Annotated in this window: 14 protein-coding genes; 9 read left to right on the top strand and 5 right to left on the bottom strand. The window is 50.6% G+C overall.

From position 1 onward, the window contains the following. The first annotated feature begins 4 nt into the window (after positions 1–4). The 3 genes from JWG88_RS10770 to megL all read left to right on the top strand — a co-directional run bounded on the left by JWG88_RS10770 (position 5) and on the right by megL (position 3,369). Positions 5–592, top strand: a complete 588-nt coding sequence (locus JWG88_RS10770; protein WP_205233731.1) for a pyridoxamine 5'-phosphate oxidase family protein — start codon at positions 5–7, stop codon at positions 590–592. After that, positions 593–2,101 carry a threonine ammonia-lyase, biosynthetic gene (gene ilvA, locus JWG88_RS10765; RefSeq protein ID WP_205233730.1) on the top strand — a complete coding sequence of 503 codons (1,509 nt, stop codon included), beginning with the start codon at positions 593–595 and terminating at the stop codon, positions 2,099–2,101. Positions 2,102–2,169: 68 nt separating this feature from the next. Continuing rightward, entirely contained in the window at positions 2,170–3,369 is a 1,200-nt protein-coding gene (gene megL, locus JWG88_RS10760; protein WP_205233729.1) for a methionine gamma-lyase, read from the top strand. Between the two features lie 20 nt (positions 3,370–3,389). Here megL and JWG88_RS10755 read toward each other — a convergent pair whose 3' ends face one another. After that, positions 3,390–7,028: a DUF3683 domain-containing protein gene (locus JWG88_RS10755; protein WP_205233728.1), complete on the bottom strand. Its 3,639-nt coding sequence runs from the start codon at positions 7,026–7,028 to the stop codon at positions 3,390–3,392. A gap of 531 nt (positions 7,029–7,559) precedes the next feature. Between JWG88_RS10755 and JWG88_RS10750 the strand changes: the two genes are divergently transcribed. Genes JWG88_RS10750 through JWG88_RS10740 form a run of 3 tightly spaced genes read left to right on the top strand, consistent with a single transcriptional unit; the run spans position 7,560 to position 10,010 of the window. Further along, the gene (locus JWG88_RS10750) at positions 7,560–8,531 is read left to right on the top strand and encodes a MetQ/NlpA family ABC transporter substrate-binding protein (protein ID WP_205233727.1); all 972 of its coding nucleotides are present in this window, start codon (positions 7,560–7,562) and stop codon (positions 8,529–8,531) included. 8 nt (positions 8,532–8,539) lie between these two features. Further along, positions 8,540–9,283, top strand: coding sequence for an ABC transporter ATP-binding protein (locus JWG88_RS10745; RefSeq protein WP_205233726.1), 744 nt, complete (start codon positions 8,540–8,542; stop codon positions 9,281–9,283). Next, the gene (locus JWG88_RS10740; RefSeq protein ID WP_205233725.1) at positions 9,267–10,010 is read left to right on the top strand and encodes an ABC transporter permease; all 744 of its coding nucleotides are present in this window, start codon (positions 9,267–9,269) and stop codon (positions 10,008–10,010) included. The genes JWG88_RS10745 and JWG88_RS10740 overlap by 17 nt, the downstream gene beginning before the upstream one ends. Positions 10,011–10,063: 53 nt before the next feature. On the opposite strand, the gene JWG88_RS10735 is transcribed toward JWG88_RS10740, so the two are convergent. From JWG88_RS10735 to JWG88_RS10725, 3 genes are read right to left on the bottom strand one after another with little or no spacing between them, the layout of a single operon-like run. Then, on the bottom strand, positions 10,064–12,166 hold the full coding sequence (locus tag JWG88_RS10735; protein WP_205233724.1) for an ATP-binding protein: 2,103 nt from the start codon (positions 12,164–12,166) through the stop codon (positions 10,064–10,066). Then, complete coding sequence (locus JWG88_RS10730) at positions 12,163–13,356, bottom strand: ABC transporter substrate-binding protein (protein ID WP_205233723.1); 1,194 nt, start codon at positions 13,354–13,356, stop codon at positions 12,163–12,165. Before JWG88_RS10730 ends, JWG88_RS10735 begins: the two co-directional genes overlap by 4 nt. A gap of 29 nt (positions 13,357–13,385) precedes the next feature. Further along, complete coding sequence (locus JWG88_RS10725; protein WP_205233722.1) at positions 13,386–14,564, bottom strand: ABC transporter substrate-binding protein; 1,179 nt, start codon at positions 14,562–14,564, stop codon at positions 13,386–13,388. A 282-nt stretch (positions 14,565–14,846) separates the two neighbouring features. Here JWG88_RS10725 and JWG88_RS10720 point away from each other — a divergent pair, with 282 nt between their 5' ends. Then, on the top strand, positions 14,847–16,841 hold the full coding sequence (locus JWG88_RS10720) for a PAS domain-containing hybrid sensor histidine kinase/response regulator (RefSeq protein WP_205233721.1): 1,995 nt from the start codon (positions 14,847–14,849) through the stop codon (positions 16,839–16,841). Positions 16,842–17,297: 456 nt separating this feature from the next. Next, complete coding sequence (locus JWG88_RS10715) at positions 17,298–17,744, top strand: phosphate-starvation-inducible PsiE family protein (protein ID WP_240194380.1); 447 nt, start codon at positions 17,298–17,300, stop codon at positions 17,742–17,744. 386 nt (positions 17,745–18,130) lie between these two features. Here JWG88_RS10715 and JWG88_RS10710 read toward each other — a convergent pair whose 3' ends face one another. After that, positions 18,131–18,766 carry a DUF3786 domain-containing protein gene (locus tag JWG88_RS10710; RefSeq protein WP_205233720.1) on the bottom strand — a complete coding sequence of 212 codons (636 nt, stop codon included), beginning with the start codon at positions 18,764–18,766 and terminating at the stop codon, positions 18,131–18,133. A gap of 388 nt (positions 18,767–19,154) precedes the next feature. On the opposite strand from JWG88_RS10710, the gene JWG88_RS10705 reads away from it, so the two are divergent. Next, on the top strand, positions 19,155–20,504 hold the full coding sequence (locus tag JWG88_RS10705; RefSeq protein ID WP_205233719.1) for a sensor histidine kinase: 1,350 nt from the start codon (positions 19,155–19,157) through the stop codon (positions 20,502–20,504). The last annotated feature ends 4 nt before the right edge of the window (positions 20,505–20,508 follow it).

The raw sequence follows: 20,508 nt of genomic DNA, 5'->3' as shown, positions 1-20,508 counted from the left end.
AGATATGCGAAGAAAGCAATGCGAAATAACCGACAAAGAAGAAATCAAGCAGATTCTGGAAAGGGTGAGAATCGGCAGGCTGGCAACTCTCGGGAAGGACGGCTACCCCTATATAACTCCGGTCAACTATGTCCTTCACCGGGACTCGATCTACTTTCACTGTGCCCATAAGGGCGAAAAAACAGACAACATCAAACGCTGTGACAAAGTTTGTTTCGAGGTGGACATACCACTGTCCTATCTCGGAGTCGATTATGACCGCAGTCGCCCAAGCTGTCAGGTTCACCAGTTCTATCACTGTGTGATTATTCGGGGAAGGGCCAGATTTGTTGAGGATTTAGAAGAAAAGGCGGACTCCCTCAATGCCCTTGTCCGTGTTCATGAAGAGGGTGGCAGCTTTACGTCCATCACTGCAGAGACTAAGGAAGTGGGCCTTTGCACCGTGATTGCCGTCCGTATCGATTCCATATCCGCAAAAAGTGATCTTGCCCAGAAAAAGGAAAGTTCCGAAAAAAATCGAATCGCCAAGTACCTTCACACCCGCAACCTTCCCGGCGACCAGGAGGCCGCCAGATATATCGGAGAGAAATAGATGGAAGAAATGTTGAGAAGAATACTTACCTCAAGGGTCTATGAAGCGGCCATCGAAACCCCTCTCGATGCGGCTGTCTCGCTGTCGGCCTGCATGAGCAACAATATCCTGCTCAAACGGGAAGATCAGCAGCCGGTTTTTTCCTTCAAGATCCGCGGGGCCTACAACAGAATTGCCCATCTCAGCAGCGAGGAGAAAAAGCGCGGTGTTCTTGCCGCTTCCGCCGGCAACCATGCTCAGGGTGTGGCTTTTTCCGCACGTAAACTGCAGATACCTGCGCTCATCATAATGCCGGAGACCACCCCGCAGATCAAGGTTGAGGCGGTTAAGTATTTCGGTGGTGAGGTGGTGCTCCACGGCGCAAGCTATTCCGAGGCCGCCGATTATGCCCGGCAGATCATAGAAGAGACCGGCATGGTCTTCATTCACCCTTTCGATGACCCTCTGGTCATTGCCGGTCAGGGCACCGTGGCCGATGAGCTGCTGCGCCAGAACCCGGGAGAACTGGACGCCATCTTTGTGCCGGTCGGCGGTGGCGGTTTGATTGCTGGAATCGCCGCATATATAAAAGCGCTGCGCCCGGATATCATGGTGATCGGCGTCGAGCCGCAGGACAGCGATGCCATGGCCAGATCTCTTGAAAAAGGAGAGCCGGTAACTCTTGAGGCACCGGGAATATTCGCCGATGGGGTTGCCGTTAAAAGAGTGGGGGATCTTACCTTTGAGCTGTGCCGTAAATTTGTCGATGAGATAATCAGAGTGGATACCGATGAGCTGTGCGGCGGCATTAAGGCCATCTATCAGGCCACCAGGTCCATCGTTGAGCCGGCCGGCGCCCTGGGTATGACTGGATTATTGAAATATGTGCGGGAATCAGGCTGCAGAAATAAGACGTTGATCGCTATCAACTCCGGGGCGAATATGAATTTCGAGCGGCTGCGCTATGTGGCCGAACGCACCATGATCGGCGAAAAGCTGGAAGCGCTCTTTGCCGTAACCATACCCGAAGAGCCGGGGAGCTTGAAAAGGTTCTGCAGAGATCTGGTGGGTGAGCGCAATATTACAGAATTCAACTATCGCCTCTCCAGCCGGGACAGGGCGCAGATTTTTGTAGGCATCTCCATTCGCGATTCCCGGGAGCGCCAAAGCTTCAGCAGGCAACTCAGTGAAGCGGGGTATGAAAATATCGATCTCACCGACAACTCTCTCGCTAAAACCCATATTCGCTACATGGTGGGCGGCCGCTCCCAGGAGGTGCAAAACGAGAGGCTGTTCCGCTTCTGGTTCCCGGAAACTCCCGGTGCCCTGGTTAAATTTCTCGACGCCACCCGTGGAGCCAGGAACATCTCGCTGTTTCACTATCGCATGCAGGGCGGCGATTACGGCCGCGTCCTTGTCGGCCTGGAATTTCCCGAAGGTAACGATCCTCATCTGGAGGAGAGACTTGCCGCCCTGGGCTACAGGTATCGGGAGGAAACCGACAATCCGGCGTATTCACTGTTTCTCTAATTCATTTTCCTTTGGCATAGAGGCTGCGAATTGTTAATCTGTCATAACTATGCCAAGGAGGCATCTCAATGGACGAAAAAATAATGGCTAAGGCAGGATTTGCAACAAAAGCAATCCACGGAGGGTATAAAAAAGACCAGTACGGCGCATTGACTGTTCCCATTCACCAGACAGCCACTTTTGTATTCGACAATGCAGAACAGGGGGGCCGCCGCTTTGCATCGGAAGAAAGCGGCTATATATATTCCCGTTTAGGCAATCCTACCTGCACTCATCTGGAGGAAAAACTCGCCTTGCTGGAAGGGGGCGAAGCTGCAGTGGCCACAGCTTCCGGCATAGGTGCCATCACATCGGCTTTTTGGACGCTGCTTAAATCCGGAGACCACGTAGTAGCGTCCAAGACTTTGTACGGATGTACCTTTTCCTATTTGAGCCACGGTCTGACCCGGTATGGAGTGGAAGTCACCTTTGTAGATGCCACAGATCCAAAAAATATTGAAAAGGCAATGAGGCCCAATACCCGGGTTATTTACTTGGAATCGCCGGCCAATCCGACCTTGGAGATCATTGATATTGAAGAAGTCAGCAACATTGCCCATGATCAAGAAGGGTGTGTGGTCGTGGTGGATAACACTTTCTGCAGCCCTTATATCCAGCGGCCATTGGAATTGGGTGCCGATATCGTGGTTCATTCCGGTACAAAATTTCTCAATGGCCATGGAGATGTCATTGCCGGTATGGTGGTGGGGAAGCAGGAATTCATCGATCAAGTACGGTTTTTCGGCATTAAAGACATGACCGGAGCTTCGCTGAGTCCTTTTAATGCGTTCCTGATTATCAGAGGGATGAAAACCCTGGAAATTCGAATGGAAAAACACTGTGCAAACGCTATGAAAGTGGCAGAATGCCTGGAGAGGCACCCAGCGGTGGAAAGAGTGTACTATCCTGGTTTGCAGAGTTTCCCGCAGTACGAACTGGCTAAAAAGAACATGAGCCTTCCCGGGGCTATCGTCGCTTTTGAGTTGAAGGGCGGCTTAGAAGAGGGCAAGGGTGTTATGAACGGCATGCGATTGTGCAAATTGGCTGTTAGTCTGGGAGATGCCGAGACGCTCATTCAGCACCCGGCTTCCATGACCCACTCTCCGTATACTGCGGAAGAGCGAGAGGAAGCCGGAATATCGGAGGGTTTGGTACGGGTGGCTGTCGGTTTGGAAAACGTCGACGATATCATCGCTGATCTGGAACAGGCGTTGAACCGGATCATTTAAGCACGAGTGCACCCAACGTTTCAAAAGGTGACCTTTTCAAATTTTGCTATCAGAGCTTCAAGTTCTGCCATCCACTGCGGACCACCCGCCGAGATCGCCAGCGCCTCGGTCAGATGCTGTGGCCTGATCTTCATATCCGTATTCCTGCCCAGACCGGAAATACAGGAAGGGCAATTGGTCAGGATGATCTGCTCTGCATCAGTATCGTTCATCCTGCCGGCTATCGATTCCCGTTTTTTGCTGCGCATGGCAGAAGATATATCAGGTCTGGAAATGGCCATGGTTCCCGCTTCCGAGCAGCAATCCGGTGTCGGGGTTACCCCGGCTCCAAGCTTTTTAATGAGCACACTTCCGTTGCCGTCCAGGGAATCGTGACAGGGCGCATGGTAGAGATAATTCTCTGCGGACACACGGAAAAGTTCCGGATTCAGGCGCATGACGTATTCGGATATATCCTCGATGCCGCAGTTGAAAATTTCCGCGGCCCCCATTTTGTGCAGAGCCTCCCGACAGGTGCCGCAGCTAATCAAAACCGCATCGAAATCAAGGTGCCCCAGCATCTCTCGTATCTGGCTGAAGATAATGGTGTCCCGCAGAACGATCTCGTTATGCATCTTCTTTTTGGCGTTGACCCGGGAGGGAAAACCGCAGCACAGATAGGGAGGCGGCAGTACTATCTGGATATTGCTGTTCAAAAGAACGTAGAGTGCCGCTTTGGAAATATCGGCATAGAGCCTCTCCGAACCGCATCCGGGAAAATAGAAAACCGTTTTTACGGCAACTTTTGCCGGCCGCAGCAGCAGCGCCTCGCTGTTTGAGCACTTCGGCAACAGATCCCGCAGGGTGCTGGCGGAAGGCGGTACCATCGGCGACTTCAGCATCGCAACCATGTTGCTACGGCTGTGGCTTACCCTGTCCGGCGCTTTTTCCAGCATCCTGACGCCAAGCCGCTGGGTTTTGCCGCCCCAGTCGACGACACCTTTACGAAAGACCGTGTTGAATACTCTGTTTCTGCTTTTCAAATACCGCAGTGAAAGGGTGGTGGCGACAGGAGTCTTTTTATAGCCGATTTCAGCAAGAATCTCCCGCTCCAGCACCGATACTTCTGCGGTATCTATATCAACGGGACATGGGCTCAGACATTTGCCGCACATGGTACAGTGGTCGGCAATCTGTTGCAGGTTTTTCAGCTGGTTGAATCTGGGAAAGTGAGAGCGCTGCATATCATAGAGCAATGCTTCGATAAGCGAGCCGATGGCCAGGTTTTTGTTGCGGGGATGAAAGAAAACATTACCTGAGGGGATAAACACACAGCAGTCAGGCTTGCATTTGCCGCAGCGCACGCATTTGGCGATTTTGGAGGAGAGACTCTCCAGTGAGCCGTGCTTGAGGATGCGAGCCTCCAGTTCAAGCAGGTTGAAACTAGGGGTAAAGACTTTGTTGATGATATACGGGTCTTCCAGCATGCCCGGGTTCATGATGTTTTCCGGATCGACATCCCGGCGATATTCCTGCAGCTCGAGGCGCCGCTGCTTGTCGAGGAACTTCATCTTGGTGATGCCGATGCCGTGTTCGCCGCTGACCACACCGTCGAGTTCGACGGCTTTTGCCATAATATCTTCAGCGGTCTTTTCGGCCCGACCCATCATCTTTCTATCATTGGAGAACACCGGAATATTGACATGAACATTGCCGTCGCCGGCATGCATGTGGGTGGCGATGATGATGCGTTTTTTGCGGACATCTTCAAAAATCTCACGAATATGACCACTGACCCGGCTGTAGCCCCGAAAAAGCTCAAGCAGATCATCCATCAGTTTTTTGATATAAACCTCGTGACGAATAGACTCAATACTACGCAGGTCCAGCTTTTCCAGGGTTTCGCGGCAAAGCCTGTCGGCCGTGGGCAGTTTTGCCTCGAGCCAGTCCGGATCCTCGATAGGCACGGCAGTCTTGAGGTATTCAATGGTGGCGTGGATGGATTCCTTCTTATTGTGAATATCTTCATTGATATTGTATTCATCGACAAAGCGGGCAAATTCGGCAAGGGCCGCCAGAGGCAGAACGATATCCTCGTTCAGCTTGAAGGCATTGGTCCTGGCGGCGATGGCGCCCAGCCTTTTGCGGTCCCGCCAGAAACGGGAGGCTTCATCGCTGTCTTTGGCAACAAATACTTCGGTATTGACATAAGGTGCAAGAAGCTTCTCGAATCTTTTTCTACCCCTCCCGATCTCCTCGTCGCTGTGACCGACCATGTCTATAAGAAGCACCGCCTTGGGGCGTTCACTCCTGGCCGCCTTGAATTTGTAGTTGATTGCCTTGATATATTCCTCGTCAAAGTGTTCCAGCGCCATGAGCGCTTCGGCACCGCCATTGGAAAACTCTTGAGAAATCTCAACGATGACCCGGCTGGCCTCATCCATGTCATTGCCGAAAAATTCAAGGCAGAAGGTGAGTTTCTTGGGATAGGCCTGATGCAGAATAAACTCGGCGGAGGTTATGATGCCGTCGGTGCCCTCCTTCTGGAAGCCCGGCAGTCCGCCCAGTGCCTTGTTGGTGATATCTTTCCACAGCCCCTTTTTGCGGATGTCCATGCCTGAGAGTGATATGGTACGCCGGTAGCTGCCGTCCTCGCTCTTCACCTCGAAGATCACCTGATCCTCCGGGAGGATCTTGCGCAGAGGATGGTTGATCCGCCGCACTGTGCACAGACCGGCATTGGGCATGGCGATGGAATAAGAGAGAATATTGTCGATCGCCGTCCCCCAGAGAACAGCGGTCTTCCCTCCGGCATTTTCCGAAATGTTGCCGCCAATGGTGGAGGCCCAGGCGCTGGTGGGATCGGTGGCGAAAACCAACCCTTCCTTTTCCGCCGCGGCCATAGCATCCTGGGTAATAACCCCGGCTTCGGCCCTGAGAACCTCCACCTTCTGCGTGGGGTCATTCTGCAGATAGCTGACCTTGCCGATGGGTTTGATTCCATTAAGTTTCTCGGTATTGATGACGATGCAGTTGTCCCGGACCGGCACGCTGCCGCCGGTGAGGCCGGTTCCCCCGCCCCGGGGTATGGCATGCATCTTCAGCTCGGCTATAGCCTTAAGCAGCGGCGCCACCTGGCTTTCCTCCGAGGGATAGACAACGGCAACGGGCAGGTAGAGGCGCCAATCCGTGGCATCGGTGGCATGGCTGATCAGGGTGAAGGGGTCGAAGGAGATGCATTCCCTGCCGATTATGGAGCCAAGCTGCTTCTTGATTTTTGCTCTGCGCGCCTTGGCCCCGGTGATGCTTTTTTTCAGGATTTTCAGGCGGTTTCGACAAGTGTTGACGAGGTTGATGACTTTGGTGCTGCGCTTTTCGCTGACGCCAACAGCCTTGACTCCGTTTTCGATAATCTGCAGATCGGTATCCGCTGTTTTGAAAAACTGGTTTCTGCGCAGAGGCGAGTCGATCAGTTCCTGGTAGAGAAAGGGATTGCGCCTCATGATAAAGAGATCACCCATAAAGCGCATCACCAGGCGTGCCGATCTTCCTGTGATCCTCTGGGAGCGCAACTCTTCCAGGCTGCCCCAGACCGCCGGGCCGAATAGATGGTTGATTATCAGTTTGTCGTCGGCTGAGGTGAAGTTGTAGGGAATTTCGCGATAATCTTCTTTATTCATAACTGTTCCATATCGCAAGTTCAGTGTCAAAAAGATGACATCGAGCTGCGCAGATCTCTAATAATTGGAAAGGTGAATTTTCCTGCTGCTTTCAATAAAGTATAACATGACAAAGAAAATCATTTGATTCTCAAAAGTTAAAAGAAAATCATCTCTTTTTGTCAAACAAGCTGTGTCCGATATAGAGTGGAACTACAGAGGACTGCCTGGTGAAGTCGGAACCGGATGTCAAGACTTCTCACTACCATAATTCGCAGTTGCTTGCAAAAAAAATCAAAGGAAAATACTCGAAAAACCAGCAAAAATAAGATAGGCTGGTGAATTACACTATCAAAATCTATTTCTACCCGGAACATTATGAAACACAATCATTTTCTAGTCCGGCTGAGCCGGATGAAAACCTTGGGCCACATAGCTTTCTTGCCAAGAAACAAGAAAAGAATGAGTAAGGTACTAACCCAGCCGAGCTGGACTCTTTACAGTACCCCCTTGAGGGGTGTAAGCACTTTGGCTATAGAGGCAGGTTCACGGATGTTAATAAATTTTTCATTTTCTTGTTTTTGGGGGCAGTTTTTCAAGAGTAAGGCACTGATACTTCTCTGCCTGCTTTTGCTCTCAGGCACAGTCCAGGCCGCTACGCCTCTCAAAATAGGGGTTCTGTTGATCGAGGATTCTGTTCCACTCTATGTCGCCGAACAGGAAGACTTCTTTACCGAACAGAGCCTCGAGGTAGAGCTCATTCCCTTTCTCAGCGCACTGGAAAGAGACAGCGCACTTATGGCCGGAGCAATCGACGGCGCTGTCGCCGATCCTGTCGGTGCCATCCTTTTCGATAAGGGCAGGGGCATCCTGCAAATCACTTCGCTTCTCCTTGGCGAAACTCCCGGCGAAGGCCTTTTTGCCATCCTGGCCTCACCAAAATCGGATATCAAAGAGGTAGACGATCTGAAAAATGTGGAGATCGCCGTCTCCAGTGCCACCATCATCGAGTATGTCACCGACAGACTGCTCGAGGAACAGGGTTTCACGCCTGCCGAGATCAAGACCGTGGAGGTGAAGAAGATGCCCATCAGGATGCAAATGCTGCTTTCCAATTCGGTCAAAGCGGCAACCCTGCCGGAACCACTGGCCTCCATTGCCGTATCAAAGGGTGCCCGTATTCTGATTTCCGATGCAGCCAGTAAACAAAGCCTTTCTCAGACGGTCATGGTTTTCCACAGCGATGTGCTCAAGGAGCGAAGAGACGATATCGCCGCCTTTTTCCGTGGCCTGACCAAAGGCGTACAGGCCATCAACTCCAGTCCCGAGACATATCGCGCTCTTTTCCTGGAAAAAGGACGGATTCCACCGTTTCTTGCCGACTATGTGATACCCCGCTATCCGCTGCCGGCACCGTTCAGCAGAGAGCTCTATGGTCCTATTATCGACTGGCTGGCCCCCAAAAAGCTGGTGGGCAGGCTGCCTTATGAAAGCATGGTTTCAACCGATTTTCTTGCCGAGTAGATCACTGTATGGTTAACGTCGAATCCGTGCATCTTTCCTTCACCCGGGATGGAACCGTCGAGAAAGTACTGGGGGATATATCCTTCCGTATCGAAGCGCAGACCAGCTGCGCCATCATCGGGCCTTCCGGCTGCGGCAAAACCTCGCTGCTCTTCCTGCTTGCCGGACTGCTCCGGCCCGATCGGGGTGATATTTCCATTACCGGCAATCCCCGCTGCGGCACCATTCTGCAGAACTACGGGCTCTTTCCCTGGAAAACGGTTGCGCAGAATATCGGACTCGGTCTTGTCCTGCAAAAGATGGAAAAAGCCATGATCACCGAGCGCGTCAACACCTTGCTTGACGATATGGGACTGCTTGGCTTCGGGAATCATTATCCCATCGAGCTCTCCGGAGGCATGCAGCAGCGCGTCGCCCTGGCCCGCGCCCTTGCCGTAGAACCTCAGATCCTGTTCATGGATGAGCCGCTCTCCTCACTTGACGCCCTGACTCGCGAGAGATTGCAGAATCTTATCCTGGATATCTGGAAGACCAAGAAGATCACCAAGGTTCTGGTTACTCACTCCATTGAAGAGGCGGTATTTCTGGGCCAGAAAATAATTATCCTGGGCAGACGGCCGGCCAAGGTGCTGCAGATCGTCGACAACCCGGAGGTGGGCAGTTCCGATTACCGGCAGAGCGAAAACTTTTTTCATTTATGCACGGAAGTGCGCACCATCCTGGGAGGGCAGGGCAATGGGCAGGAAACGTGATACCCTTTTAGCAGCCGCAATTCTTTTGCTGCTCTGGGAGGTCAGTGCGCTGCTGCTGGAGACCATGGCCCTGCCGCAGCCCTGGCAGGTGTTCTACGATCTTATCATCAAACTGGCCGACGGCAGTCTGCTCGATGATCTGGCCATCAGTATGGTCCGGGCGCTCCTGGGTATTCTGCTGGCGCTCCTGACCGCCGTTCCGCTCGGGCTCGCAGTCGGTGCGGAGCCGGCTCTGCGCAAGAGCCTGTCGCCTTTTATCTATCTGCTTTATCCTATTCCCCATGTGGTGCTGCTGCCGCTGATCATCATCCTCTTCGGCATCGGTAATTTTTCCAAAATATTTCTTATCGCCCTGATCGTCTTTTTCCAGATCCTGGTGACCACCAGGGATGCGGCCAAGAACATCCACCGCAACTACTTTTATTCCATGCAGACCCTTGGCGCAACCCGCCTGCAGATCTATCGCCATGTCATTCTTCCCGCCGCCCTGCCCAAGATCCTGACGGCCATGCGCATTTCCATCGGCACCTCGGTAGCTATCCTCTTTTTTGTCGAATCCTTCGCCACCACCAAAGGTCTCGGTTATATCATCATGGATTCCTGGGGACGCGCCGATTATGTCGCTCTCTACACCGGTATTTCCTGCATGGCCATGCTGGGCTTTTGCCTCTACCTGCTGCTTGATATGCTTGAAAGGAGACTGTGCCGTTGGAGTGCCGCGGGTTGAGCTGGCCAAGTGTCTCGTCCAGCCCCGCTGGGATAGCAATAGATCTTCAGGAATCAGTTGCTTATGGTCTTTAAAGAATCCCGGGAAAGCTCTGCGGAAATCGCAATAGCGATTTTATCAATCGTATAAGGCTTTCGTATATATTCTCCGGCACCAAGTCGCTGGGCTTCTTTAACCCTCTGGTTTTCCGCAAATCCGCTGGCAATGATTACCTTTTGGTGCGGATGTCTTTTTAGTATCTGCCTATACGTAGCCAGTCCGTCTATGCCGGGATCCATTATCATGTCCAATAAAAGTATATCAGCCTGATTTTCGAGCAGATAACCTATAGCTTCTTCACCGCTGCTTACAGTAGTTACCCTGTAATTGAGAGCAGTTAACAAGGCCGTGGCAATTTTTCGTTGTTCGGCTATGTCGTCAATGACCAGTATTTTTTCCTGATTGCCCATATAATCATTGATCACAATGGACTTGTCTTTTTCAATTTTAGGATCCCGAGTTACCGGAAAATAAAGTTCGAAACGAGTGCCCTGTTCCGGAATGCTTGCCACGTTTATATAGCCATGGTGATCCTCAACCGTGCCCCAGACAATGGCCATGCCCAGACCTGTGCCGCTGCGATCCATGGCCTTTTTTGTATAAAAAGGTTCAAATATGTGATTGAGATCCTCAGCTGTTATGCCGATGCCGAAATCCTCCACTGTCAGCACGACATAATCGCCTTCTTTGACATGAGTGTAATTTTGAAATGGCTGGTCGACAAAGCGGTTCTCAGTAGTGATGATGATTCGCCCGCCATGTGGTTGAGCCTCAGCCGCGTTGGAAACAAGATTCATTATCACCTTTCTCAAATGGACGGCGCTGCCGCGCATGTTCAACAAATCCGGAGCTAGTTCGGTCTCGATTGCCACTTCAGGATGAAAAAATTGAAGTTTCTTTAGCTCCGGCGATTCCATATAGTCGGCTATTACCTCGTCGTTAAAATTGACCACCTCGTTGTTGGTTACTCCTCGTCGTGTCAGGACCAGCATATCTTCGACAATCGCGGCGGCCTTCTGACCGGATTGCTGAATGGTGAGAATCATGGGCAGCAGAGGACTGTTTTTTCCGAGTTGCATCAGAATTAAATCAGGATAACTTACAATTCCGGAGAGAACATTATTGAGATCATGCGCCACTCCTCCGGCCAACAAACCCAGAGCCTCCATTTTCTCGGAACGAACAAGCCTTTCTTTCAGGATCCTTTTCTCATTGTCGGATTTTCGCCTCTCGTCTATCTCTTTTTCGAGTTTTTTGTAGCTGTTGCGTAATTCCTGAGTCCTCTCTTCGACAATAGTCTCCAGTTGGGCATTGAGCTGAGCCAGCTGCTGATTTGTACTTACCAACTGCCGGGCATAGGAGTTTTGTGTGTCAATGGAGGTGATAAGCTTTTGATTCTGCAGTTTAAGCTTTTCCGACATGGAGTTGAAAGCAGTTGCCATGCGTCCGATTTCATCGTCCTGGGTGAGGTTGAGCTGCTCTCCAAGATGACCGTCCATCACGCGATTCATAGCATCATGTAAGAGCAAGACCGGCCTGGTCACCCAGCGGGTCAGCAATAACGAGAGGATTATCGACAACGACAGCAATGTAAAAAAGAAGATACCCGTGATGAGCCACATGCGCAGTTGCGCTGCTGAGGAAGATGCGGAGAGATCATACCAGATCCGGCAATATCCCACACGTTCTCCAACAACTTCAATTATTGTCGAGAGTGCTATATAATGTTGGTTGCCGCGGGTATATTCCTGCCAGAAATAACCACTGTTTCGGCTCATATCGCCGAGGTTGAATTCTTCTTGCGGCAAGGTTCCCGTCGAGGCCAGCAAGAGCCGGTCAAGCTGGAATAATTCCACGCCTGTAACTCCTTCAATCTTTTCCATGCTTTCTAAGCTTAGAGAAAGTGCATCCCTGTGACCGGAAAAGATTTCATTTGCAAGATCCTCTCTTTTTTCCTGATATACGGCACCTAAGAGCACCTTGACCTGATCGAGACGGGCCTGGCGTCGTCCCTTTTCAAAGCTGTAGAAGAGAAGAAGAGAAACTATCAAAACAATGGAAAATACAGTCCAGATGGCTTGAGCAATTTTCGAGAGAAGACTTTTCCGATTCATCATTTGACCATCGATGTGTACCAAGTAGATGACCCCACCCATTTATAAAATGACCATTGACCGTTAATGTATGTAAGAATAGATGCCCCTTTGTCCAGAGGATCGCCGAATTCGTCAAAAGATATAATGCCGGTAACCCCTTTAAAACCTTTAGTTTTCAGCAATTCCCCCTGAATGTCTTCAGGCTTCACACTCCCTGCGCGCCGAACAGCATCGGCAAATACATTGACAGCGTCATATGCCAGGGCGGCATAGGGACTTATTTCAGTTTTGCTATAATATTCCTGAAAAGCATTGATGAAACGCAGATTTTCGCTGGAAAATCTGTCAGGATGCCAGAATGTGGAAAAATAGCTTCCTTCAAGCCCCGATCCGGCATACTCGGCAATGGTTTTATCCCAGGCGTCTCCACCTAAAAATATTGTACGTATTCCCATGGCGTGAGCCTGCCGGATAATAAAGCCGCTATCCTTGGAATAGCCTGGGATAAAGACAACTTCGGGTGAGGCAGCTTTGACTGATTCTAAAATCTCCTGGAAATCTACCGCCGAACCTCTGTAGCCTTTTTTTAGAGTGATATTTCCGCCGATTCGCTGAAAAATGGTAGAAAATTGGGATGCCAGTTCCTGGCTGTAGGTCTCATTGAGGTTGATCAGAACGGCTGCGCTTCGTGCTCCGATATAATGGTAAGCGAAGTCCGCCATCAGTCGGCCTTGAAAGGAATCCGTATAGCAGACACGAAATATATAGGAACCGGCATGGGTAACTTGCGGAGCAGTGGACCCCGGGCTGATCATAGGTATCCCTGCTTCCTGCAGCAGTGGCGCTATGGCCAGGGAATGGGTGCTCCACACGGCACCAATCACCAGAGAGACATTCAGGTCGATGGCTTTTTTCGCTGCCTGTATGGAGCCGAGCGGCGAGCTGCCGTTATCGATGACGATTAACTCCAGAGATCGGTTCCGGATGCCTCCGGTCCTGTTAATATCATCTATGGCCACTTTTACCCCTTCCAGTGCCGAGCGTCCATAAACCGCTGCTTTGCCGCTTTGTGGAAGAATTGTAGCAATTTTAATGGCCTCTGCAGCCTGGCAGTCGGTATTGTTTAAAGAGCCGGAAAAGAGGCCGGCGACTGCATAAAAAAATAGAATTGTGCAGACAAGCCCTCGTGTTCCCCCTTTAGCCGTGAACATAATAAACCTGTTTATTATCATGTTTCGCATTATTTATCGGGAAATTGCCGTTGGGAAGAGGGCACTGAAAAATCGGGTGGTTGCAGAGGTTGAATGGACTGAAGATAACGGGGGACGCCTTCTTTCATTTCCATTATTACAACACCTTTGATAGGGTCGCCATTTGCATCGAATGCCACTACGCCTGTGACTCCTTGGAATGCAGTGGTTTGTGCCAAGGCGTCTCGCAGTGCCTCAGGCTCGGGCCGGCCGGCTCTTTCCAGAGCGTCTGCCAAAAGATTGACGGCATCATAGCCAAGTGCTTCCTGTGCAAAAATAGGTTTCTGCTTTTTGTACTTTTGCACAAACGCAAGAGAGGCTGCATTGTTCATCTCTTCCGACCAGTGGGTAGTGAAAAATGCTTGCTTTACTTTATTCCCGCCCATGGCATAGAAGTTTTCCACATCCCAGCCATCCGCACCCAGAAAAACTGCCTGAAGTCCGCTGCGCTGTGCTTCCGTCAATATGAGTGCACTCTCGTCATGGCCGGGTAGAAAAAGAATATCAGGTTGGTGCCGAGCCGCTTGGGCCACTAGATCCGTAAAGTTTTGCTGGCGTCGTTTGTAATTTAATTCCGTGAGAATTTCACCACCCATACTTTCAAAGGTTGATGCAAAAGACTGGGCCAGGCCGATACTGTAATCACTTGTTATGTCAATTAAAACGACAGCTCGATGTAGTCCCAGATCCTGGTGGGCAAATCGAGCCATTGCCCAGCCCTGATACAAGTCGTTGAAACAGACCCGGAAAATGAAATCACCTATCCCGGTAATCCCTGGATGGGTGGAAACATTGCTTATCAAAGGAATACCGTGGGCCTGGGCCACTTTTGCCGCCTGGAGGGTGTGGGAGCTCCAGGATGCGCCAAGAATAGCTACTACCTCTGCAGCTACGGCTTGTTCGGCCGCTACCTTGGAGCCTATCGGGCTGCTTTGGTTGTCTATTTCTATCAATTCAAGGGGCAGGCCCAGTACGCCGCCATGGGCATTTATTTCATCGACCGCGAATCTGATGCTTTGAACAGAGAGAAGATTAGCTTTTGCCGCGGCTCCGGTGAAGGCATAGAGGGAAGCAATTTTGATGCTGTCCCGGGCTTGCGCGGAGAGTGCGACTGCTGTATTGGCACATACTACAAGAATAAAAATCCTTATCAACTTCGATGGTTTCATAGTGTGAATTTAGTGCACTTACCAAATGCATAAGCAATAGGCAACTCAAATGTTGTTTCTGACACGATTCCTCCGGATTCAAAGGAGAGCTTATCTGATTTTTTCAGTTTTCTCTAGATCTTTCGGTAAGTGGATCGAGGTTCGAGGCAATGCGTAATAATGGTTTTTGAAAAATATCGCCGCTACAAAGAGATTCGTCGAAATTTCCTGGAAAAACCGCTGAAGATATAATAGATATTAAGATAGGATTGCCGTAAATTTGGCATGAAAAGGGAGATTGCCATGGGCTTTTCCAAACATGACAAAAAAATACCACCGCACCTCTCGGCTTTCGCCGACCATGGCGATTTTCGTCCGGTTCTGCAGGATCTTCGACACAATAGCTGCGACTATTTCCGCCAATTATCAGAAGCCACTTTTGAAGCAATTTTCCTTTCGGATAAGGGCGTCTGCCTTGGCCAGAACCGGAGCGCCAGAGAAATATTCGGCTATACCGATGAAGAGGCCATCGGGCGAATGGGAACAGAGTGGATCCATCCCGGCGACAGGGACACGGTGATGGCGAACATGCTCGCTGACATAGAAGAACCTTACGAGGTCACTGCGCTGCGTAAGGACGGCTCAACATTTCCCTGCGAGATCCAGGCCCGGGTCGAGCAGTACAAAGGGCATACGATCAGGATAACAGCCCTCAGGGATATCACCCTCCGCAGGCAGACCGAGAAAAAGTTCCTAAGTGAGGCTAAACGCCGCGCTATTCTCATGGCCAATAGTGGTGACGGCATCGCCATATTGAACAAGGATTTCCGGGTAATTGAGGCAAACCAGCGTTTTGCCGAGATGCTGGGCTACGACCTGGATGAGGTACAAACCCTGCATCTCTGGGATTTTGAAGAAAAATTCAACAAAGAGGAAATCAGGAAAAATTTCCGTGTTACTGCCTCCCTTGATGGCTTCAAGGAAACGCTCCACAGACGCAAGGACGGTTCCGTCTATCACGCTGAAGTTCGCGCCAACGGTGCCATGATCGAGGGCGAACCACTGTTCATTGCCATCACCAGGGATATAACCGAGCGCAAAGAAGTAGAAGAGGAACTTCTCCGCACCAAAAAGGCGGCAGAACGCGCCAGCCAGTATAAATCAGAATTTCTGGCCAATATGAGTCATGAAATACGCACGCCGCTCAACGGCATCATGGGTATGCTCAGGCTCATGCAGTCAGCCACTCTGACAGAGGAGGTTGAAGATTATGTTCACAATGCCCTGCAGGCCTCTGAGCGACTGAGCCATCTGCTCGGAGATATCCTCGATCTCTCCCAGGTCGAGGCCGGCAGGATGAAAATACAGCCTTCGACCTTTCTTCTCAGGGAGGCACTTGAAACAGTGGAGAAAATCTTTTCCCCATCCTTTCAGGAAAAGGGACTGTCCCTGCTGTTCGATATCGCACCCGATATCCCCAAAGCCTTTGTTGGTGACTGCGCACGCCTGCAGCAGCTTCTCTGTAATTTTATCAGCAATGCACTGAAGTTTACCCGGACCGGATCGGTGTCAGTTGGTGTCTGGCCGGTGGGGCAGGCGGATTCCGGGAAGGTGCGGATATTGTTTACGGTGAGCGATACCGGAATCGGCATAGCGGACGATAAGCTCCCCTCGCTGTTTGACGCCTTCATCCAGGGGGAGACCAGCTATGCCCGCAGCTACCAGGGGGCCGGACTGGGGCTTTTCATCTCAAAGCAGCTCCTCTCCCTGCTGGGTGGCAATATGGCTGTTTCCAGTAGAGAAGGAGCCGGCACTTCAGTTTATTTCACCATTCCCTTTGCGCCTGCGGTTCAGTCGGAAATAATACCTGAGATTGATGGGTCCCGCTCGAAAGCAGGCCATTCGCTGAGAATTCTCCTGGCCGAAGACGACAGAATAAACAGATTGGTGATGTCCGGGCTGCTCAAGAAACTGGGGCATCAGGTCAATATGGTTGAAAACGGAGAGGAAGTTCTTGCTGCCTTGCGTTACCGGAACGACCCTTATGACGTGTTGCTCATGGATATTCAGATGCCAGTCCTGGATGGCGTCGAGGTTACCCGTATAATACGAAACCATACAGACTTCAAAGCACATGCGGGAACTCCCATCATCGCAATGACGGCGTATGCCATGCGCGGCGACGAAGAGAAGTTCCTGGAATCCGGCATGAATGGCTATATCTCCAAACCTGTTGCCCCGGAGAAACTGCAGGAAGTCCTGGAGCAGGTGATTTGCAGGCAGCAGGATCAGAAGTAAAGATTCTCCCGGAATTGAATTTTGATCCTTCCGGCAAGGAAGTTCCTCCTGTCGATCCGATTAGCAATTTTGATATTATTATTTCAAACAGAATACATTTCGCCTCAACAAGGGCTGCTCCAACACTGCCTTGAGTCATTTTCTACAAATGTCTTCTGTTTTGCCCGGAAAAGCGGAGAAAGGAAACCGCCAATCTGCATGAATTTTCGCCTAGACTATCCGCCTCACGCATTCGGAGATTTGATACCTATCAGCTTCAACTCTTGCCCGGAATTCAGGAAGAATTTGGAACATGTTGCCACTGAAAAACGGTGCAGCAAGGAAGGTTCGGTTCATCTTGCCTGCGTATTTTCTTTTCATACACAATTTCGTGTTATAGAATAGTCGTATTCTTTCACATCAATTGCATTGCTTTGCCGTCAAAGCTGACGGATTAACATCGTCAGTAAATATCACATGTCTATGAAGCTGAATCCATCAGATGATGTCTTTCTCCGACTGCTGAGAAAAACCATCCACATTTGTCTTAAGATACTCAGCCTGCTGATGATACTTGTCATTATCTCCGGTGTGGTGGATGTTGGCTGGACACTGTATCAACGATTGATCACACCGCCGGCCTTCATTTTGACCATCGGAGATCTGCTGGCGACTTTCGGCGCATTCATGGTGGTTCTTATTGCCATCGAAATCTTTGAAAATATCATTTTGTATCTGCGCGAGGACGTCATTCATGTTAAAATAGTTCTCTCCACGGCCCTTATGGCCGTTGCCCGGAAAGTCATCATTCTCGACTATGACGAAATGGAACCGATGTATGTTTTTGCCACAGGCGCCGTTCTGATTGCCACAGGCGTGACCTACTATATTATTCATAAGCTTCCTGGTCAGGAAAATTCATAAGTGATTTTCAGGAGTACCAGCGGAGGATTCTATTTCAAATTTGATCGATCAATCCAGCAGGGTGCTGCCCGGAATCATGGATGCATTCAAGAGAGAAGCCCCTGGGTACATACGGGTAGTCGGCCACACGGATACATCAGGAGGCTGATGAAGTAGTAGAACTGCACAAAAAAAGAGTCGAAATGATTCTTCAGTAACACAAGCTCCCGGTTTATATAGATTCTTTTTACAAAATTGCCTGGTCGTCATGCATCCTGAGGCTAGGCGCAGGCATTGTTCATACATAAACCATCCTCTGGAAGAGGCAATGTACGAGAACAACCGGGCAGAGCAATCGAGACGGATGATTGAAGCGGAGCCTGTGTCACGATGCTCTCTGCTGCGAACTAAACAAGACGGGCGAGATCCTGCTGTACCGCTCCTGCAAGCCATTCGGCCAGCACCATCCCGATTATTGCCAGGCACTCCATGTCGAGATAATACTTTGCGCGCTTCTCGAAAAGCAGAGAGCAATCAGCTGGAAATTCTTCGTCCTGGTCGTTGTACAACAGGTAAATCGGTACTTCCGGAAGAGGCTGAAAAATATAGGACAGGTCACAGGAAATACCAAGATTGCAGGGGATGCCCCCCAATTCCCGGCTTTGTTTTTCCAGCGCATCCAATTTGCCGGAAAAGGTCCGGGAAATTGGTTTTTCAGCCGTGTTCCCGAATCCAAGGACATAGGGTGCGGCATCCGGGAAATCCTTGTATGTCACCAGTTTCCTGTCAGTGTCGGGGGTATCCGGACACAGCAGGAGATATTTGCAGAGAATGACGCAGACAGAGTGCCGGGGTTGTTTTCCCTGTCGGTCGGTGATGGCTTCCGGCGTGATCGTATACTTATCATTAAAAAAAGGAACTCTCACCGTCTTTCCATCGACTTCGATTCCAAGCAGTTCCGACTTTTTTGTCAAATCAAGGGCAGCCACTTCGGCTAGATAATCGTTCAGGATTTTTTTAAAAACAGGTGCTTCTGACTGCATAACGTTTTCTGTATAGCGTTGAAATTGTAGAGGGTGATTACCCTTTCTGGTTGTTTTTATGACTGTATATATATTTCTATGATGAATGAGAGTCAAGAAGATATCCGAGGTAAAGAGGACGTCCTATGGAGAACCTCTCTACCATATTCCCTCAGTCCTTCCGTTGTCGTTCATTGGGAAATCTCCATAAAGTGTTTTACTGTTTCTTTACGGTAAGATCGTTCATATAAGTAATAAGAGAAAAAACAGGTATCATTGCCTGAAATTGCCGGGTAATCCAAAAAAGTAATTATCATTGCTTTATTAAGTCTCAAGCGGTTTGAAGAGGACGAAACATCTTCCACCACATCGGCAGGCAGATAAAATTCTTCCAAAGAGAGGATCGACAATGCAGACCAATGATCTCTCCACTCATATTAAGGATCCCGCAAGGCTTGCCGCTCTCCACGCCACCGCGCTTCTGGATTCTCCCACAGAGGAAGCCTTCGACCGGCTTTCCTGGCTGGCGGTGCATTCCATTAAAGCCCCTGTCGCTCTGGTAACACTTATCGACGCAGACCGGCAATTCTTCAAGAGCAGCATAGGTCTTCCCGAACCGTGGCAATCGCTTCGCCAGACGCCTCTGTCGCATTCCTTCTGTAAGCACAACAGGATTGCGGGACAACCCCTTCTTATCGAGGACGCCCGGCGGCATCCGCTCTTCAGGGATAACCCGGCGATCCGGGATCTGCATGTGATCGCCTACCTGGGTATTCCACTCGTTACTTCCGACCTTTACATCCTCGGTTCATTCTGTATCATCGATTCGGTACCGAGGCAATGGCAACAGGAAGAGGTGAGCATTGTGCAGAATCTGGCTGCGGCAGTCATGACCGAAATTCAGCTGAGAACCGAAATCTCGGCGCGAAAACAGGCAGAAGAACAACGGGATGGTTTTGCCGAACTGAATAATAGGCTGCAGGAGGAAATCGATGCAAGGAGGCAGGCGGAGAGCCAGCAACATCGGTTGGAAGATCAATTGTTCCAGGCTCAGAAGATGGAAGCAATCGGACGGCTGGCTGGAGGCGTGGCTCATGACTTCAACAACCTGCTCTCTCCCATCCTCGGTTACTGTGAACTTCTCTCTGCAGATTCTGATCTGAGTGATCGGCATAAACAGTATATTGATCAAATCCGGCGTGCGGGGAATCATGCCCGGGATTTGGTAAGTCAGCTGCTCAGCTTCAGCCGCAAGCAGCACCTGAAAGTGAGGCCATGGAACCTCAACGAGGCGGTAGAAGATTTCGAGAAACTGCTGCGCACGGCGGTTCCTGCAAATATCGAGATCAGGGTACTGCTGTCGCCGGAGATTGAGCCCGTCATGGCCGATCCGGGCCAGATAGAGCAGATTCTCATGAATGTCGCTGTTAATGCGGCCGATGCCATGCCGGGCGGTGGTACAATGACCATTGAAACAGCCCTGCGCCTGTTGGATGAAGCTTCTGGGGGAATGTATCTGGAAGTTTCTCCCGGCCAATATGCCATGCTGGCCATCAGCGATATCGGCTGCGGTATGGACAACGAGACCCAGGCCCGGATTTTCGAGCCTTTTTTTACAACCAAAGGCAGGAGCGGCACCGGCCTGGGGCTGGCTATGGTTTTCGGCATTGTCAAACAGCACGGCGGCAATATAAGAATCTGCAGTGAGCCGGGCAGGGGGACGAATTTTCAGATCTTTCTGCCGGTGACAAAACTGTAGCGGC

Origin of the sequence: Desulfopila inferna (assembly GCF_016919005.1) — a bacterium.
Taxonomy (GTDB): Bacteria; Desulfobacterota; Desulfobulbia; order Desulfobulbales; family Desulfocapsaceae; genus Desulfopila_A; species Desulfopila_A inferna.
This window is presented reverse-complemented; position numbering and strand designations above follow the sequence as displayed.

Coding starts and splice junctions, on each gene's coding strand:
- ilvA (WP_205233730.1), top strand. CDS start 593: ATGGAAGAAATGTTGAGAAGAATACTTACCTCAAGGGTCTATGAAGCG.
- JWG88_RS10770 (WP_205233731.1), top strand. CDS start 5: ATGCGAAGAAAGCAATGCGAAATAACCGACAAAGAAGAAATCAAGCAG.
- JWG88_RS10725 (WP_205233722.1), bottom strand. CDS start 14,564: ATGAAACCATCGAAGTTGATAAGGATTTTTATTCTTGTAGTATGTGCC.
- JWG88_RS10745 (WP_205233726.1), top strand. CDS start 8,540: ATGGTTAACGTCGAATCCGTGCATCTTTCCTTCACCCGGGATGGAACC.
- JWG88_RS10730 (WP_205233723.1), bottom strand. CDS start 13,356: ATGTTCACGGCTAAAGGGGGAACACGAGGGCTTGTCTGCACAATTCTA.
- JWG88_RS10715 (WP_240194380.1), top strand. CDS start 17,298: ATGTCTATGAAGCTGAATCCATCAGATGATGTCTTTCTCCGACTGCTG.
- JWG88_RS10710 (WP_205233720.1), bottom strand. CDS start 18,766: ATGCAGTCAGAAGCACCTGTTTTTAAAAAAATCCTGAACGATTATCTA.
- JWG88_RS10740 (WP_205233725.1), top strand. CDS start 9,267: ATGGGCAGGAAACGTGATACCCTTTTAGCAGCCGCAATTCTTTTGCTG.
- JWG88_RS10750 (WP_205233727.1), top strand. CDS start 7,560: ATGTTAATAAATTTTTCATTTTCTTGTTTTTGGGGGCAGTTTTTCAAG.
- megL (WP_205233729.1), top strand. CDS start 2,170: ATGGACGAAAAAATAATGGCTAAGGCAGGATTTGCAACAAAAGCAATC.
- JWG88_RS10720 (WP_205233721.1), top strand. CDS start 14,847: ATGGGCTTTTCCAAACATGACAAAAAAATACCACCGCACCTCTCGGCT.
- JWG88_RS10705 (WP_205233719.1), top strand. CDS start 19,155: ATGCAGACCAATGATCTCTCCACTCATATTAAGGATCCCGCAAGGCTT.
- JWG88_RS10735 (WP_205233724.1), bottom strand. CDS start 12,166: ATGATGAATCGGAAAAGTCTTCTCTCGAAAATTGCTCAAGCCATCTGG.
- JWG88_RS10755 (WP_205233728.1), bottom strand. CDS start 7,028: ATGAATAAAGAAGATTATCGCGAAATTCCCTACAACTTCACCTCAGCC.